The sequence below is a fragment of the Scytonema hankhaensis NUACC26 genome (assembly GCF_045865695.1).
Taxonomy (GTDB): domain Bacteria; phylum Cyanobacteriota; class Cyanobacteriia; order Cyanobacteriales; family Nostocaceae; genus Scytonema.
In genome coordinates this window covers 1-15,183 of the sequence record NZ_BAACAP010000185.1, presented here as the reverse complement: position 1 = coordinate 15,183, position 15,183 = coordinate 1, and the positions used below count along the sequence as shown (strand labels likewise).

Below are 15,183 nucleotides of genomic sequence, written 5' to 3'. Positions count from 1 at the left end.
TTACAGTACCCATATCATAAGGAATAATTCATGACTATAAACTCAGATGTGGCTGCTCTGAAACAGTCACCTGCTCTGAGCTGGACTAACGTGGCATTTTTCGGTTCGATTCATGCCTTAGCAATGCTGGCTCCCTGGTATTTTTCTTGGTCTGCTTTAGCAATAATGATATTTTTGCACTGGTTGTTTGGCAGTATTGGAATTTGCCTGGGCTATCACCGACTTTTGAGCCACCGCAGTTTTTCTGTACCAAAATGGTTGGAATATGCGATCGCCACATTAGGAGCTCTTGCCATGCAAGGAGGACCGACCTTTTGGATTGCTGGACATCGATTACACCACGCCCATACAGAGAACAACGACAAAGATCCTTACTCTTCTCGACGTGGCTTTTGGTGGAGCCATATGCTATGGATACTCTATCCGCGAGCAGAGTTTTTTGACCCCGAACATTACAAAAGATTTGCCCCAGAAATACAGCGCGATCCATATTACCGTTGGTTAGATCGTTACTTCTTACTGCTTCAAATTCCTCTTGGTATCTTATTGTATGCTTTGGGAGGTTGGAGTTTTATTATCTACGGCGTTTTTTTCAGAGCCGTTTTGCTTTGGCACACCACATGGCTCATTAATTCTGCAACCCACATCAGAGGTTACCGCAATTTCCAATTAGATGACAATTCTCGAAATCTTTGGTGGGCAGCAATACTAACCTACGGAGAAGGTTGGCACAACAATCATCACGCTCACCCAAATGTAGCAAAAGCTGGATTGCATTGGTGGGAAATAGATATGACTTGGTGGTCAATAAAAATTCTGCAAAATTTGGGATTAGCTACGAAAGTCAACCTATTTCCAAAACCAAAAGCAGGAATTTAGCACTTGACGTAGGGTTAGCTCTGTCAAGGTGGATAAAAACTTTAGCAGATCAATAGTCTCACTTCTTACCTCTGCGTACTCTGCGGACTCTGCGGTTCAATAAATTACTTTTAAACCGCAGAGGGCGCACCAGAGCGCAGAGAAAAGGTTAAAAACGACGATAAGGCGATCGCCATCTGTAATAGGGTGAATACGATGGGCGATCGTTAACAATCACCGGATTAATCACCGTTGAGTTTCTGATTTGAGGATTGACTAAAACGGGGTTAACAATAGTAGAATCAATAATTTTGTATCCTCCGTATGAGTGTGGGTAATAACCCTGTGGGTACAAGTTATTGTTGTGTTTCGGTGGTAACCCTGTCGCGGGATTTACAGGTATAGGAGTAGAAATAGGACTACCGTAAATATAATTACCAACCGCAGGGGTTTGAGGAACTACGTAAGTGTTGCCACCATTAATGTCTACCCAGTTTGCTGAAACAGGAGCAGTGGTGGCTGCTACTACGGCTGCGATCGATCCCAACCCAAGTAAACTTCGTTGCCAGTACATAATTTTCAGTACTTCTTAAATAAGCATATTTAGTTAAATATATCATTTTTGGACAATACCAATAATAATATGTAATTTTTTAGTCTTAAATATTACATATGTTTTGTGTAAAAATCCGAAGGTACGTAGGTTGGGTTGAGGAACGAAACCCAACATTTACAGGCATTTGTTGAGTTTCTCCACAGCGATCCCAAACCACAAAAATTCCTATCCGAGTAATATTGAGTCAGAATTGGAGGAAAAATGAAAACAGTTGAAGATTTAACAACTCGCGCTAAAGAACTCAGTAAACAAGCCGTTGAACTCAGACGTAAAGGTACCGAAGTATACGAAAGTGACCCACAACAAGCTAAACAGTACCGACAACAGGCTAGAGTTGCTATGAAGCGCTGCCAAGTATTGATACAAGAGTTGAAACGTCAACAAGCAAGCTAATGCTACTCAGAAAATATCTGAGTGGGACACCATCTGCAAAAACAGTTCAACAATTTGAGAAATACCTCCTAGTAATGTTATAATTCGCACTGTGTCTAAAACGCTTAAATCTATACAGGATAAAGGTTTTGGTAATAGCGCTAATATTGAAAGTATAAACAACTTACGACATCCACCAACCAATGGCAACGCAAAAAGTCACGGTTGAACTTCCACAAGCCATTTTTCAACAATTGGCTCGTATTGCCTCGGCAACCCGTCTTTGGAAGTCCTGGCTGCTCAAAGCATTGCCAGTAACTTACCCCCAACGCCTGACAATGCTCCAGTAGAAATTCAGGCAGAACTTTTGCAAATGCAAACGTGGGATAGTCAAGAATTGATAGCGATCGCTCAAAGTCAAACGATTCCAGAACGGCAACAACGTCATGTAGAATTATTAGAGAAAAATCAGAATGGCGAACTTACCTATAGCGAACGTCAAGAACTTAGCGAGTTAAGGATAGCAGCTGACCGCTTGATGTTAAAAAAAGCTTATGCTTGGTCAGTTCTTCGTTGGCGAGGACACAGAATTCCTGCTTTAAATCAATTACCCGAATAATCATGGCTATTCCTGACAAAGTTCGTAATGATGTTTTAGCAAGAGCAGGCTTTCGGTGTGAGTATTGCAAAACTTATTCCCGCTTGATTGGTATGCCTTTGGTAATGGAGCATATCCTTCCTAAAGCTGCTGGAGGTAAAGATGACTCTGAAAATTTAGCAGCTTCCTGTTATCGCTGTAACGAATTTAAAGGTGCAAAAACCCATGCAATCGATCCACAAACAAGTCAATTAGTGCCGTTATTTAATCCAAGGCAACAATCTTGGCAAGAGCATTTTAATTGGGTAAATGGTGGAACTCATGTTGCTGGTCTAACACCTATAGGTCGAGCAACTGTAATTGCTTTACGATTAAATAATGAATACATAACCGAGGCGAGAGTATTGTGGATTGAGAGTAATTAGCATCCTCCTTCGACATAGTTAAGGTTAAAGTACCACCACTTTACTCTTCAAAAATGGCAAAAGTATTGCTCTGGAATCCTGTTCAGAAATTAGATAAGATTGTAGTTGAGCACCATCTCGCAGTATTAGTGTTGTAGCATTGATATCTATATTGCCACTTTTACGTAAAAAGTAGGAGCAAACAGACAGTTCATAATGGAATTCCCGTTTAATTTTTGAAAATGTTATGCTTGTTCAAAAAGGGTTTGAGCAGGCATCATGAAAACTCGTAGCTTTACAGTTGTCGTGTATAAAGAAGAAGATATTTACATTGCTGAGTGTCTAGAAGTTGGCACAGTCGATCAAGGAGAAAGCATTGAGCAGGCTGTTGCTAATTTGAAGGAAGCAACTCGGCTCTACTTAGAAGAATTTCCTTTACCTGAAACATTCCCTAGGTTTATAACTAACATTGAGGTTAGTTATGCCTAAATTGCCACGCATCTCAAGTAGGGAAGCAATTCGGGTATTAGAGCGTTTAGGGTTTGAGAAAGTTCGACAAACTGGTAGCCATGTTGTGATGAAGAAGGAAACATCAGATGGTAAGATTGGCTGTGTTGTTCCTATACATCAAGAACTCAAGGTAGGGACACTAAAGGGTATTCTCAAGCAAGCACAAGTCACTCCTGAAGAGTTCATAGAGAATCTGTAAAGTTACGTGTAGGCTGTAACATTACTTAACGGAATCAACTTTAAGTGAGAGTATCTGCCAAAAAAATAGGTAAAGTTCCATCAGCGTTCATCTGCTATGGGTTGCGGTTCCTTAACTCGAAGATGACTTAATTAAATGAACCGCACAAGGGCGCAAAGAGCAAGGGAGTAAGAGAAGAAGCTCGGCGAGCTTATGGCGGAAAGGGAGTATTTAGCTTGGTAGATAAGAGAGATTCTTCATAATGATTTACCAAAATATCGGTAAGCAGTTGTAGCTTACGATAAAGCACTTACACTCAAACCCGACTCACGGAAGCACAAGAAGCAAGGCAAAGAATTGTAGCAAAACTCTAGTCAAAAGCATGAATCCATAGAACAGTAATAATGTTGGAATATTGGAGTGTATATGTTAGGACTAGTTTTACGTAGGGCTTCTTTCCAGCGCAGTTGGTATTGGCAGTTCCTAACAAGTTCGGTCTTTTTTACTGGAACAGTTGCTGTTTGGGATTGTGCTCATGCTCAGCTCGTAACCGATACCACTTTAGGAAATGAAAGTTCTATCGTGACTCCTAACGTCGTTATCAATGGGATAGTAAGCGATCGCATTGATGGTGGTGCAATTCGAGGTATCAACCTGTTTCATAGCTTTAGTGAATTTAATGTTGGTGAGGGACGGGGTATTTATTTTAGCAATCCATCTGGAACAGAAAACATTTTGAGTCGGGTAACAGGAAATAACCCATCAAACATTCTAGGAACGCTAGGTGTGACAGGAGGCAATGCTAACCTGTTTTTGATAAATCCGAATGGAATTATTTTTGGAACTAATGGTAGTTTGGATGTCAAAGGTTCGTTTGTGGCGACAACAGCCAACGGGGTTCAGTTTGACAATCTGGGTTTTTTTAGTGCGACGAATCCAGAAGCACCTTCATCGTTGCTAACTATTAATCCAAGGGCGTTGTTTTTTAATCAGATTAATCAAAATGCAGCGATTCAAAACAGTTCTATTGCACCAGCAGGTATAGATCCAGCAGGTTTCAATGCTCTGGGTTTAAGAGTACCAGATGGCAAGAGTTTGCTGTTGGTAGGTGGTAATGTCCGCATGGATGGCGGGAAATTAAATGCTTATGGTGGGAGAGTGGAGTTAGGAGGGTTAGCAACACCTGGAAATGTAAATCTTCTCTTGGAAAGAGATAATTTGAGGTTGGGATTTCCTGATAATGTAGCTCGTACAAATGTATTGCTAACCAATCAAGCCGCAGTATATGTAGAAGGGGCTGGTGGCGGTAATATTGCAATTAATGCCCGAAATATAGAGATATTGAAAGAAAGTGTCCTTTCTGCTGGTATTGGGCGAGGTTTGGGGACACCTGAAACTGTCGCTGGAGACATTACCCTCAATGCTACAGGAGAAATCAAAGTTGCTGGTTCTAAGAGCGGAATTGGCAATTTAGTGCGCTTGGGTGCAAAAGGTAACGGAGGTAATATTATCATTGATTCTGGTTCCTTCTCATTACGAGATGGCGCTCAACTTGTAGCCTCAACTTTTGGACAAGGAAATGCGGGAAATGTGACAGTGCAGGCGAAAGATGCTGTTTCCCTTGAAGATGGTAGCATTTTGAGCACGGTGGAAGCAGGAGGTGTGGGTAAGGGTGGCAATATCGATATCAGTGCTGCAACACTATCACTAATTGATAGCGCTCAACTGCTAACTTTTACTCGTGAAGCTTCTGATACTCAAAGAGCAGGACAAGGGGATGCGGGTAATGTCAATGTGAAAGTGACAGGCATTGTTGATATTGCTGGAGAGAAAGACAATTTACCCAGTGGGATTCTCAGTTCGGTAGCAACAGGGACAGTTGGCAATGGAGGTAACATTACCATCGATTCTGGTTCCTTCTCTTTACGAGATGGCGCTCGACTTGCAACTTCAACTTCTGGACAAGGGAATGCGGGGAATGTGACAGTGAGTGCAAAAGGTACTGTTTCCCTTGTAGATGGTGGCATTTTGAGCACAGTGGAAGCAGGGGGTGTGGGTAAGGGTGGCAATATCGACATCAATGCTACTTCACTCTCACTAACTGATGCTTCTCAACTGCTAACGATTACTCGTGGTGCATCTGCAACCCAACTAGCAGGAAGGGGGGATGCTGGCAATGTCAATGTGAAAGTCACTGGTGTTGTTGAAATTGCTGGGAAGAAAAACGGTTTTCTGAGTGAAATTTTCAGTGGTGTGGGAACAGGAGCAAAAGGAAATGGAGGGGACATTACTATTAATTCCAATTCCTTGTTATTAAGAGATAGTGCTCGACTGGAAGCCAGCACTTATGGTCAGGGAAATGCAGGGAATGTAACAGTGCAGGCAAAAGATGCTGTTTCTCTTGTAGATGGTAACATTTTCAGCACAGTGGAAACATCTGATGTTGGTAAAGGTGGCAATATCGACATCAATGCTGCTTCCCTAACACTACGAGATGGCACTCGAGTTTTTAGTTCAACCTACGGACAAGGAAATGCGGGAAATATCAATGTAAAAGTCACTGGTATTGTTGATATTGCTGGGGAGAAAAACGGTTTTCTGAGTGAAATTTTCAGTGGTGTGGGAACAGGAGTAAAAGGAAATGGAGGGGACATTACTATTAATTCCAATTCCTTGTTATTAAGAGATAGTGCTCAACTGAGAACTAGCACTTACGGTCAAGGAAATGCAGGGAATGTAACAGTGCAGGCAAAAGATGCTATTTCTCTTGTAGATGGTAATATTTTCAGCACAGTGGAAGCATCTGGTGTGGGTAAAGGTGGCAATATCGACATCAATGCTGCTTCCCTAACACTACGAGATGGCGCTCGAGTTTTTAGTTCAACCTACGGACAAGGAAATGCGGGAAATGTCAAAGTAAAAGTCACTGGTATTGTTGATATTGCTGGGGAGAAAAACGGTTTTTTGAGTGAGATTTTCAGTGGTGTGGGAATAGGAGCAAGAGGAAATGGCGGAGACATTGCTATTAATTCCAATTCCTTGTTATTAAGAGATAGCGCTCAACTGGGAGTTAGCACTTACGGTCAGGGGAATGCGGGGAATGTAACAGTGCAGGCAAAAGATGCTGTTTTTCTTGCAGGTAACGCTTACATCCTCAACGCAGTGGAAGCAGGAGGTGTAGGTAAGGGTGGCAATATCGATATCAATGCTGCAATGCTTACACTTACTGATGGCGCTCAACTGATAACTATTACTCGTGGCGCATCTGATATCCAACCAGCAGGAAGGGGGGATGCGGGGAACGTTAATATTGATGTTATGGGAGCAGTAACAATTACTGGTAGGAACGGCACTTTCTCTAGTGGTATTCAAACTGGTGTAGAAACGGGAACAACAGGAAATGCAGGCAACGTAACCATTAACTCCAGTTCTTTTTTCTTAACTGGTGGTGCGGCTATTTTCACTGGCACAGATGGTAAAGGCAACGCAGGTGATGTAACAGTAAACGCCAGAGAATCAGTTCTTCTTAGAGATCCTGACAATGCAATTTTTAGTACAGTTTTAGAAAACGGGGAGGGTACAGGTGGAAATATTGAAATTAACACAGCATCTTTCTCCATACTAAATGCCGCAGGAGTAACAGCTGAGACAAGAGGACAAGGGAATGCAGGCAATGTAAAAATCAACGCTACTGACTCCGTTACCATCTCCGGAAAAGTTTCCGAATTTACCTCTGGCTTATACGCATCTTCGTTCGCAGGAGCAAGTGGAAGAATTCTTGGAGATGCAGGTAATATTGAAGTCAACTCTCCCAAAGTCACCCTAGATAACAGCGGAACAATCAACGCTGAATCTACATCTGGGAACGGTGGAAACATCAATATCAACAGTAATTTACTTTTACTTCGCCGTGGCGCTCAAATCTCAGCTACTGCAGGAACAGCCGAAAAAGGTGGCGATGGCGGTAATATCAATATCAACTCCAAATTTATCGTCGCTGTCCCTAACGAAAACAGTGACCTCACAGCTAATGCCTTCACAGGTAGAGGTGGTAACATCAACATTCGCTCTCAAGGAATATTTGGGATCGAAGCACGTCCCAAAGCATCAGACATCACAAACGATATCACTGCTAGTTCCAATTTTGGCTCATCGGGTATTGTCGATGTCTTTTCCCCAGACAACAGTTCCATTCAAAACAACCTCGCTGAGTTGTCTCAAACTCCAATTGATACTAACGCTCTGATTGCCAATAGTTGCATTGTCCGCAGTAATTCTCAAAAAGGTACATTCATCATTACTGGTTCTGATGGTTTGCCTTATCGTCCTGGGGATATTTCAGTTTCAACCTATCCCACGGGTGATGTACGTAATGTACAAGCTGAGAATGTATCGCGTCCCTGGCAAAAAGGCGATCCAATTGTAGAACCATCTGGTGTTTTTCAACTTACTTCAGGACAACTTGTCTTAAGTCGCAAGTGTTCTCAATAAATTGACGATCTGATACGACTAGAGGCAATTTCCATAGATGACAAACGCTTGACAAAACATTTAGAAGATTTACAACTCACCAAACCAGCAATGAAATCTTACCAAGAAAAAAGAAAGCAGTGACAATAGCAATTTGCTCATTTCTAAATAAATCTCCCTTCAGGTCTGAGGAAGTTCTCAATTATGATTACTTTGCCTAGTTAGGAGTTTCTCAACTTTCACGAAATAATTTTCTTCAACGCATAATTATGATTGAGCGTACAACAGCGATGCAGCTTCCTGTAACAAGTTGTACGCTTGCATAAAAGTCATTATTTAATTGCTGGTATTTTGGTCAAGCCAAGCAATTAGATTGGATAGATTAGAAAAATCTAGCAATTCTTCTCCCAAAGTTTCTATTTCTTCCTTGGATAAGACTCGAATTCGCTCAATTATTAATGAATCTATCTCCCCAAAACGACGATTTAACAAACGACTAAGAAACAGGAAAGCTTCCTTGTGTTCTCCTCTTTGCTCTCCCTTCTGCAAAATATCTTGATAAATGACTGATTCTTGCATAATCTCCTCGCTTAAGAATTGACGAATTAAATCTTTGTTAAACTTTAAACCAGCTAAAATCTCAGTTTAAGAAGGCAGCTATTTCGAGGGCAGAGGGCATTCGGGAATCCCCATAAATAAATTTAGGGGATTTAATAAAGTTACTATGTTTTTATTGTTATCCATAAATAAATAATGGTGCCTTTAAACCATATGGCAGAGCACAGATGACTTACCTTTGTTTAAAAGATAACAATCTTTCCTTCTACCATCTGCCATCTGCCCTCTGCCTTTCTTCTGGTAAGCATACGATATCAAGCAACCAATGGCAACGCAAAAAGTCACGGTAGAACTTCCACAAGCCATTTTTCAACAATTGGCTCGTATTGCCTCGGCAACCCAACAGCCTTTGGAAATCCTGGCTGCTCAAAGCATTGCCAGTAACTTACCCCCAACGCCCGACAATGCCCCATTAGAAATTCAGGCAGAACTTTTGCAAATGCAAACGTGGGATAGTCAAGAATTGATAGCGATCGCTCAAAGTCAAATAATTCTAGAACAGCAACAACGTCATATAGAATTATTAGAGAAAAATCAAAATAGCCAACTTACCCATAGTGAACGTCAAGAACTTAGTGAGTTAAGGATCGCAGCCGAGCGCTTGATGTTACAAAAAGCTTATGCTTGGTCAGTTCTCCGTTGGCGAGGACACAGAGTCCCTGCTTTAAATGAATTACCCGAATAATCATGGCTATTCCTGATAAAATTCGTAATCATGTTTCACAAGGAACGGATGGCACAAACATACAAGCACGATCGCATTCTTAAGATTATTTGTTAGCTTATAAAATGGAGCATAAAAGCGTAATAACTTAAATGAGGAGAGCACACCTATGTCCTATCCAACTTTCAGTGACGAAGAAATTGTTCGACGTGGCAAAGAGATTTACGAGAAGCAAATCCGCGCCCACGTAGAAACAACAGAAAACATTGGCAAAATTATTTCAATCGATATTGAATCGGGTGATTATGAAATAGACGATGATTTGTTGAGAACGTGTCGTCGCTTGCAGGCTCGACATACCAACGCAGTCCTCTGGACAGAGAGAATCGGGTTTAACGCAGTTTATGCAATCGGTGGCACGCTGACAAGGACTGCATCGTGATACATGGAACTGTTGTTGGACTTCAAGCAAGAATTAATATTATTCTTCGTCCTTCGGGGCGATCGGATGTAGAAATAGAGTGCGTTGTCGATACAGGTTTTGAAGGAGCCTTAACCTTACCACCTGATATCGTTGCTGCTCTTGATTTGCCGTATGTCACTCGCATCAGTGCCAATCTTGCTAATGATATGAATGTCATGACACGGGTTTACCTAGCAACCATTATTTGGCATGAAGTAGAGCGTGAAGTTGTGGTGCTGGCAATGGGTCGCCGTCTACTGATTGGGACTTTACTGCTCGAGGATTATCACCTCGGTGTAGATTTCTACGAAGGTGGTTCGGTCGTGATTGATGAAATTTTATAAGTTTGAGCGATTCGTGAAGAAGCAAATAACAGCATCACCACCGCGATCTTCTTGTTTTGGCAGCTACTGGCACAGTCCTAACTATCCCCTGACTTTTACCATATTTTCCTAAACTCTCTCCACAAATTTCTTCTGATTTGCCTTCATCAAGTACTGCTAAAGCACCTTTCCAAGAAGGAAAAAACCTAACTATGTAAAAGGCTGAAGCGTAGTTAGTAGTTAGTAGTTAGTAGGTTGGAGAGGACCCTTAAAATTTCTTTACGTAGTTATGTTTATTTGCGTTTACTTACTTAATCAGAAGCATAAATCCATAGAACAGTGATATTGGAATCTTGGAGTGTATATGTTAGGACGAGTTGTACATAGGGCTTCTTTCCAGCGCAGTTGGTATTGGCAGTTCCTAACAAGTTCGGTCTTTTTTACTGGAACAGTTGCTGTTTGGGATTGTGCTCATGCTCAGCTCGTAACCGATACCACTTTAGGAAATGAAAGTTCTATCGTGACTCCTAACGTCGTTATCAATGGGATAGTAAGCGATCGCATTGATGGCGGTACAATTCGAGGAATTAACCTGTTTCATAGCTTTAGTGAATTTAATGTTGGTGAAGGACGGGGTGTTTATTTTAGCAATCGAGCAGGAACGGAAAACATTTTGAGTCGGGTAACAGGAAATAATCCCTCCAACATTTTAGGAACCCTTGGTGTGACAGGAGGAAATGCTAACCTGTTTTTGATAAATCCGAATGGAATTATTTTTGGAAACAATGCTAGTTTGGATGTCAAAGGTTCGTTTTTAGCAACAACAGCCAACGGGATTCAGTTTGACAATCTGGGCATTTTTAGTGCAACAAATCCAGAAGCACCTTCATCGTTGCTAACGATTAATCCAAGGGCGTTGTTTTTTAATCAGATTAATCAAAATGCAGCGATTCAAAATAATTCAATTGCACCAGCAGGTATAGATCTAGCAGGTTTCAGAACGTTTGGTTTAAGAGTACCAGATGGGAAAAGTTTGCTGCTAGTGGGTGGTAATGTCAGCATGGATGGCGGGAAATTAAGTGCTTATGGTGGGAGAGTTGAGTTGGGAGGGTTAGCAGCACCTGGAAATATTACACTGAGCATAAATGGAGATAATCAGAGCTTGGGTTTTCCTGAGAATGTGACTCGTGCCGATGTATTGCTGATTAATCAAGCTGCAATCAATGTAGAAGGGGCTGGCAGAGGTAATATTGCAATCAATGCCCGAAATATAGAGATATTGAAAGAAAGCGCCCTTTTTGCTGGTATTGAGAAAGGTTTGGGGACACCTGAAACGGTCGGTGGGGATATTACCCTCAATGCTACAGGAGAAATCAAAGTTGCTGGTAGGAGCAGGATTGCAAATTCTGTATTCCCAGGGGCAAAAGGCAATGGGGGTAACATTACCATTGATGCTGGTTCCTTGTCATTACCAGATGACGCTCAACTTTCTACCTCAACTTTGGGACAGGGAAATGCGGGGAATGTGACGGTGCAGGCGAAAGGTGCTGTTTCCCTTGTAGATGGTAGCATTTTCAGCACGGTGGAAGCAGGCGGTGTAGGTAAGGGTGGCAATATCGATATCAATGCTGCAACACTATCACTAATTGATAGCGCTCAACTGCTAACTTTTACTCGTGAAGCTTCTGATACCCAACCAGCAGGACAGGGAGATGCTGGCAATGTCAATGTTAAAGTGACAGGTGTTGTTGATATTGCCGGAGAGAAAAACGATTTTTCCAGTGGGATTCGCAGCTTAGTAGCAACAGGGACAGTTGGCAATGGAGGTAATATTACCATTGATTCTGGTTCCTTCTCTTTACGAGATGGCGCTCGACTTAATGCCTCAACTTTTGGACAAGGGAATGCGGGGAATATTGATGTTAATGTAACTGGTGCGGGGACTATCTCTGGAAGACAAGACGGAAGTATGACTGCAATTTTCACCGATGTCGAAACAGGAGTAAAAGGTAATGGGGGTAATATTACCATCAATTCTGGTTCCTTCTCTTTACGAGATGCTCAACTTACTGCCTCAACTTCTGGACGAGGGAATGCGGGAAATGTGATAGTGAGTGCAAAAAATGCTGTTTCCCTTGTAAATGGGACTATCCTCAGCACGGTGCAAGCAGGAGGTATAGGTAAAGGCGGCAATATTGACATTAATGCCGCTTCCTTATCACTAACTGATGGCTCTCAACTCCAAACCATTACTTTTGGTGCATCTGATACTCAACCAGCAGGAATAGGGGATGCTGGCAATGTCAATCTTAAAGTCACTGGTAGTGTTGATATTGCTGGAGAAAAAAACGGTTTTCTCAGTGCGATTGGTAGCTTGGTGGATACGGGGGCAGTTGGCAATGGAGGTAATATTACCATTGATTCTGATTCCTTCTCTTTACGAGATGGCGCTCGACTTGTAGCTTCAACTTATGGACAAGGGAATGCGGGAAATGTCAATGTAAAAGTCACTGGCGTTGTTGATGTTGCTGGGAAGAAAAACGGTTTTCTGAGTGGGATTTTCAGTGCTGTGGAAACAGGAGCAAAAGGAAATGGAGGGGACATTACCATTGATACTGGTTCCTTCTCTTTACGAGATGGCAGTGGACTTAGTGCCTCAACTTTTGGACAAGGGAATGCGGGGAATGTGGTAGTACAGGCAAAAGATGTTGTTTCTCTTGTAGATGGTAACATTTTCAGCGCAGTGGAAGCATCTGGTGTGGGTAAAGGTGGCAATATCGACATCAATGCTACTTCACTCTCACTAATTAATGACGCTCAACTGATAACTATTACTCGTGGTGTATCTGCAACCCAACCAGCAGGAAGGGGGGATGCAGGAAATGTCAATCTTAAAGTGACTGGGAAAATTGATATTGCTGGAGAGAAAAACGGTTTTCCCAGTGGGATTCGCAGCTTGGTTGATACGGGAACAGTAGGCAATGGAGGCAATATTACCATTGATTCTAGTTCCTTCTCTTTACAAAATGGCGCTCAAGTTGTTAGTTCAACCTTCGGACAAGGAAATGGGGGAAATGTCACTATGAAAGTCACTGGGGAAGTTAATATTTCTATGGAAAAAAACGGTTTTCTGAGTGGGATTTTCAGTGTTGTAGGAACAGGAGCAAGAGGAAATGGAGGGGATATTACTGTGAACTCTGATTCCTTCTTATTAAGAGATAGCGCTCAACTGGAAGCTAGTACTTACGGTCAAGGAAATGCAGGGAATGTGACAGTGCAAGTAAAAGATGCTGTTTTTCTTACAGGTAATGCTTACATACTCAGCACGGTGGAAGCAGGTGGCGTGGGTAATGGTGGCAATATCGATATCAATGCTACTTCACTGACACTACGAGATGGTTCTCAACTGCTCACTTTTACTCGTGAAGCATTTGATACCCAACCAGCAGGAAGGGGAAATGCAGGTAATATCAATGTGAAAGTAACAGGTGTTGTTGATATTTCAGGGGAGAAAAACGGTTTTGCCAGTGCGATCGCTAGCGCTGTACTTACGGTGACAGTAGGCAATGGAGGTAATATTACTATTGATTCTGGTTCCTTTTCATTACGAGATGGAGCTTTCCTAGATGCACGCACTAGAAATGATAACAAGGGCGGTAATATTACGGTGAATACAGATATTTTTGAAGCATTTAACGGCGGACAACTCATCACTACTACATCAAGCAATGGACGTGCAGGTAAAATCACAGTCAACGCTACTGAAAAGGTGATGATTAATGGTAGTGACCCTAACTACAACAACCGACTGACTCAATTGAGCGATCGCGTTGTTAATATCAGCGCTAACAGTGGCTTTTTTGTCAGTTCTTCTAGTTCAGGTATCGCAGGCGATATCGAGATCAACTCACCCAAAATTACTTTAGACAACCAAAGCAAACTCAACGCCGAATCTGCATTCGGTGACGGTGGAAACATTAACCTTAACAGCAATTTACTTTTACTTCGCCGTGGCGCTCAAATCTCCACTACTGCAGGAACAGCTGAACAAGGTGGCGATGGTGGTAATATCAATATCAACTCAAAATTTATCGTTGCTGTCCCCAACGAAAATAGCGACATCATAGCTAACGCCTTCACAGGTCGAGGTGGTAACATCAATATTCGCTCTCAGGGAATATTTGGTATCGAACCACGTCCCAAAGCATCAGACATCACAAACGATATCACTGCTAGTTCCAATTTTGGCTCATCGGGTATTGTCGATGTCGTTTCCCCCGACAACAGTTCCATTCAAAATAACCTCGCCCAGTTGTCGCAAACTCCAATTGATACCAACGCTCTGATTGCCAATAGTTGTATTGTCCGCACTGACTCTCAAAAAGGTACATTCATCATCACTGGTTCTGATGGTTTGCCTTACCGTCCTGGGAATGTTTCTGTTTCAACCTATCCCACGGGTGATGTTCGTAACGTACAAGCTGAGAATGTATCGCGTCCCTGGCAAAAAGGCGATCCAATTGTAGAACCATCTGGTGTTTATCAACTGGCTTCAGGACAACTTGTCTTAAGTCGCAAGTGCTCTCAATAAATTGGCGATCTATACGACTGACAAACGCTTCAAACAATATTTAGAAGATTTACAACCCACATTCCGCACTTCAAGATCTAGCACAAAAGGATACATAATGATTTTCGAGTACAAGTAAATAATAAGACACACAAATATACAGTAAACCCACATTTAGAAATAAACCTGTGTGACAAAGTCGCTCTCGGCTAAAGTGCGAGCGAAAAAATTGATTTTCGGCTTTTTATAAAACTAAATATATATGAGTTCAGTCCAAGTGAGACAATCGAAAAAAACTCAAAAATCTTTAAGTGTGAAAAAGTTTACGTTATATAATGGTAGTGGCTACTTTTTACCCGTCCGGTTGCACATTCAATCACTATGTCTGTGAGAGATGCATTTCATGATGCGGTCAGGCGAGCGCTCGAAAAAGATGGTTGGACAATTACGGATGATCCGTTGCGCCTTCTTGTTGAGGAAGTTGAACTGCTAATTGATTTGGGAGCAGAGCAACTGCTGGCTGCAGAAAGGTCAGGAGA

14 protein-coding genes and 1 pseudogene are annotated in these 15,183 nt (G+C 42.0%); 13 read left to right on the top strand and 2 right to left on the bottom strand.

The window, feature by feature from the left end:
- Positions 1–30: 30 nt before the first annotated feature.
- Complete coding sequence (locus ACKTT2_RS18255; RefSeq protein WP_407889438.1) at positions 31–879, top strand: acyl-CoA desaturase; 849 nt, start codon at positions 31–33, stop codon at positions 877–879.
- Positions 880–1,027: 148 nt separating this feature from the next.
- Here ACKTT2_RS18255 and ACKTT2_RS18250 read toward each other — a convergent pair whose 3' ends face one another.
- Positions 1,028–1,432, bottom strand: a complete 405-nt coding sequence (locus ACKTT2_RS18250) for a hypothetical protein (protein ID WP_407889436.1) — start codon at positions 1,430–1,432, stop codon at positions 1,028–1,030.
- A gap of 243 nt (positions 1,433–1,675) precedes the next feature.
- Between ACKTT2_RS18250 and ACKTT2_RS18245 the strand changes: the two genes are divergently transcribed.
- The 7 genes from ACKTT2_RS18245 (at position 1,676) to ACKTT2_RS18215 (ending at position 8,027) form a co-directional block, all read left to right on the top strand.
- A complete protein-coding gene (locus tag ACKTT2_RS18245) occupies positions 1,676–1,867 on the top strand; it encodes a hypothetical protein (protein ID WP_407889434.1) in 192 nt (63 codons plus the stop codon).
- A gap of 182 nt (positions 1,868–2,049) precedes the next feature.
- Positions 2,050–2,196 carry a hypothetical protein gene (locus ACKTT2_RS18240; RefSeq protein WP_407889432.1) on the top strand — a complete coding sequence of 49 codons (147 nt, stop codon included), beginning with the start codon at positions 2,050–2,052 and terminating at the stop codon, positions 2,194–2,196.
- Between the two features lie 23 nt (positions 2,197–2,219).
- Positions 2,220–2,465: a hypothetical protein gene (locus ACKTT2_RS18235; RefSeq protein WP_407889430.1), complete on the top strand. Its 246-nt coding sequence runs from the start codon at positions 2,220–2,222 to the stop codon at positions 2,463–2,465.
- Between the two features lie 2 nt (positions 2,466–2,467).
- Positions 2,468–2,869, top strand: coding sequence for an HNH endonuclease (locus tag ACKTT2_RS18230; RefSeq protein WP_407889428.1), 402 nt, complete (start codon positions 2,468–2,470; stop codon positions 2,867–2,869).
- 258 nt (positions 2,870–3,127) lie between these two features.
- On the top strand, positions 3,128–3,337 hold the full coding sequence (locus ACKTT2_RS18225) for a type II toxin-antitoxin system HicB family antitoxin (protein ID WP_407889426.1): 210 nt from the start codon (positions 3,128–3,130) through the stop codon (positions 3,335–3,337).
- Complete coding sequence (locus tag ACKTT2_RS18220; RefSeq protein ID WP_407889424.1) at positions 3,330–3,557, top strand: type II toxin-antitoxin system HicA family toxin; 228 nt, start codon at positions 3,330–3,332, stop codon at positions 3,555–3,557. Before ACKTT2_RS18225 ends, ACKTT2_RS18220 begins: the two co-directional genes overlap by 8 nt.
- Positions 3,558–3,962: 405 nt before the next feature.
- A complete protein-coding gene (locus ACKTT2_RS18215) occupies positions 3,963–8,027 on the top strand; it encodes a two-partner secretion domain-containing protein (protein ID WP_407889422.1) in 4,065 nt (1,354 codons plus the stop codon).
- Positions 8,028–8,342: 315 nt separating this feature from the next.
- Here the strand turns inward: ACKTT2_RS18215 and ACKTT2_RS18210 are convergent.
- Positions 8,343–8,651: pseudogene (locus tag ACKTT2_RS18210) on the bottom strand (DUF4351 domain-containing protein); the annotation flags it as partial.
- Between the two features lie 238 nt (positions 8,652–8,889).
- On the opposite strand from ACKTT2_RS18210, the gene ACKTT2_RS18205 reads away from it, so the two are divergent.
- The 5 genes from ACKTT2_RS18205 to ACKTT2_RS18185 form a co-directional block, all read left to right on the top strand.
- Complete coding sequence (locus ACKTT2_RS18205) at positions 8,890–9,309, top strand: hypothetical protein (RefSeq protein ID WP_407889420.1); 420 nt, start codon at positions 8,890–8,892, stop codon at positions 9,307–9,309.
- Positions 9,310–9,457: 148 nt separating this feature from the next.
- Complete coding sequence (locus ACKTT2_RS18200; RefSeq protein WP_407889418.1) at positions 9,458–9,730, top strand: hypothetical protein; 273 nt, start codon at positions 9,458–9,460, stop codon at positions 9,728–9,730.
- On the top strand, positions 9,727–10,095 hold the full coding sequence (locus ACKTT2_RS18195; protein WP_407889416.1) for a clan AA aspartic protease: 369 nt from the start codon (positions 9,727–9,729) through the stop codon (positions 10,093–10,095). Before ACKTT2_RS18200 ends, ACKTT2_RS18195 begins: the two co-directional genes overlap by 4 nt.
- 343 nt (positions 10,096–10,438) lie before the next feature.
- Positions 10,439–14,665, top strand: coding sequence for a two-partner secretion domain-containing protein (locus ACKTT2_RS18190; RefSeq protein ID WP_407889414.1), 4,227 nt, complete (start codon positions 10,439–10,441; stop codon positions 14,663–14,665).
- Positions 14,666–15,025: 360 nt separating this feature from the next.
- Positions 15,026–15,183, top strand: a 158-nt coding sequence (locus ACKTT2_RS18185; protein ID WP_407886845.1) for an element excision factor XisH family protein, incomplete at its 3' end; no start/stop codon positions are given.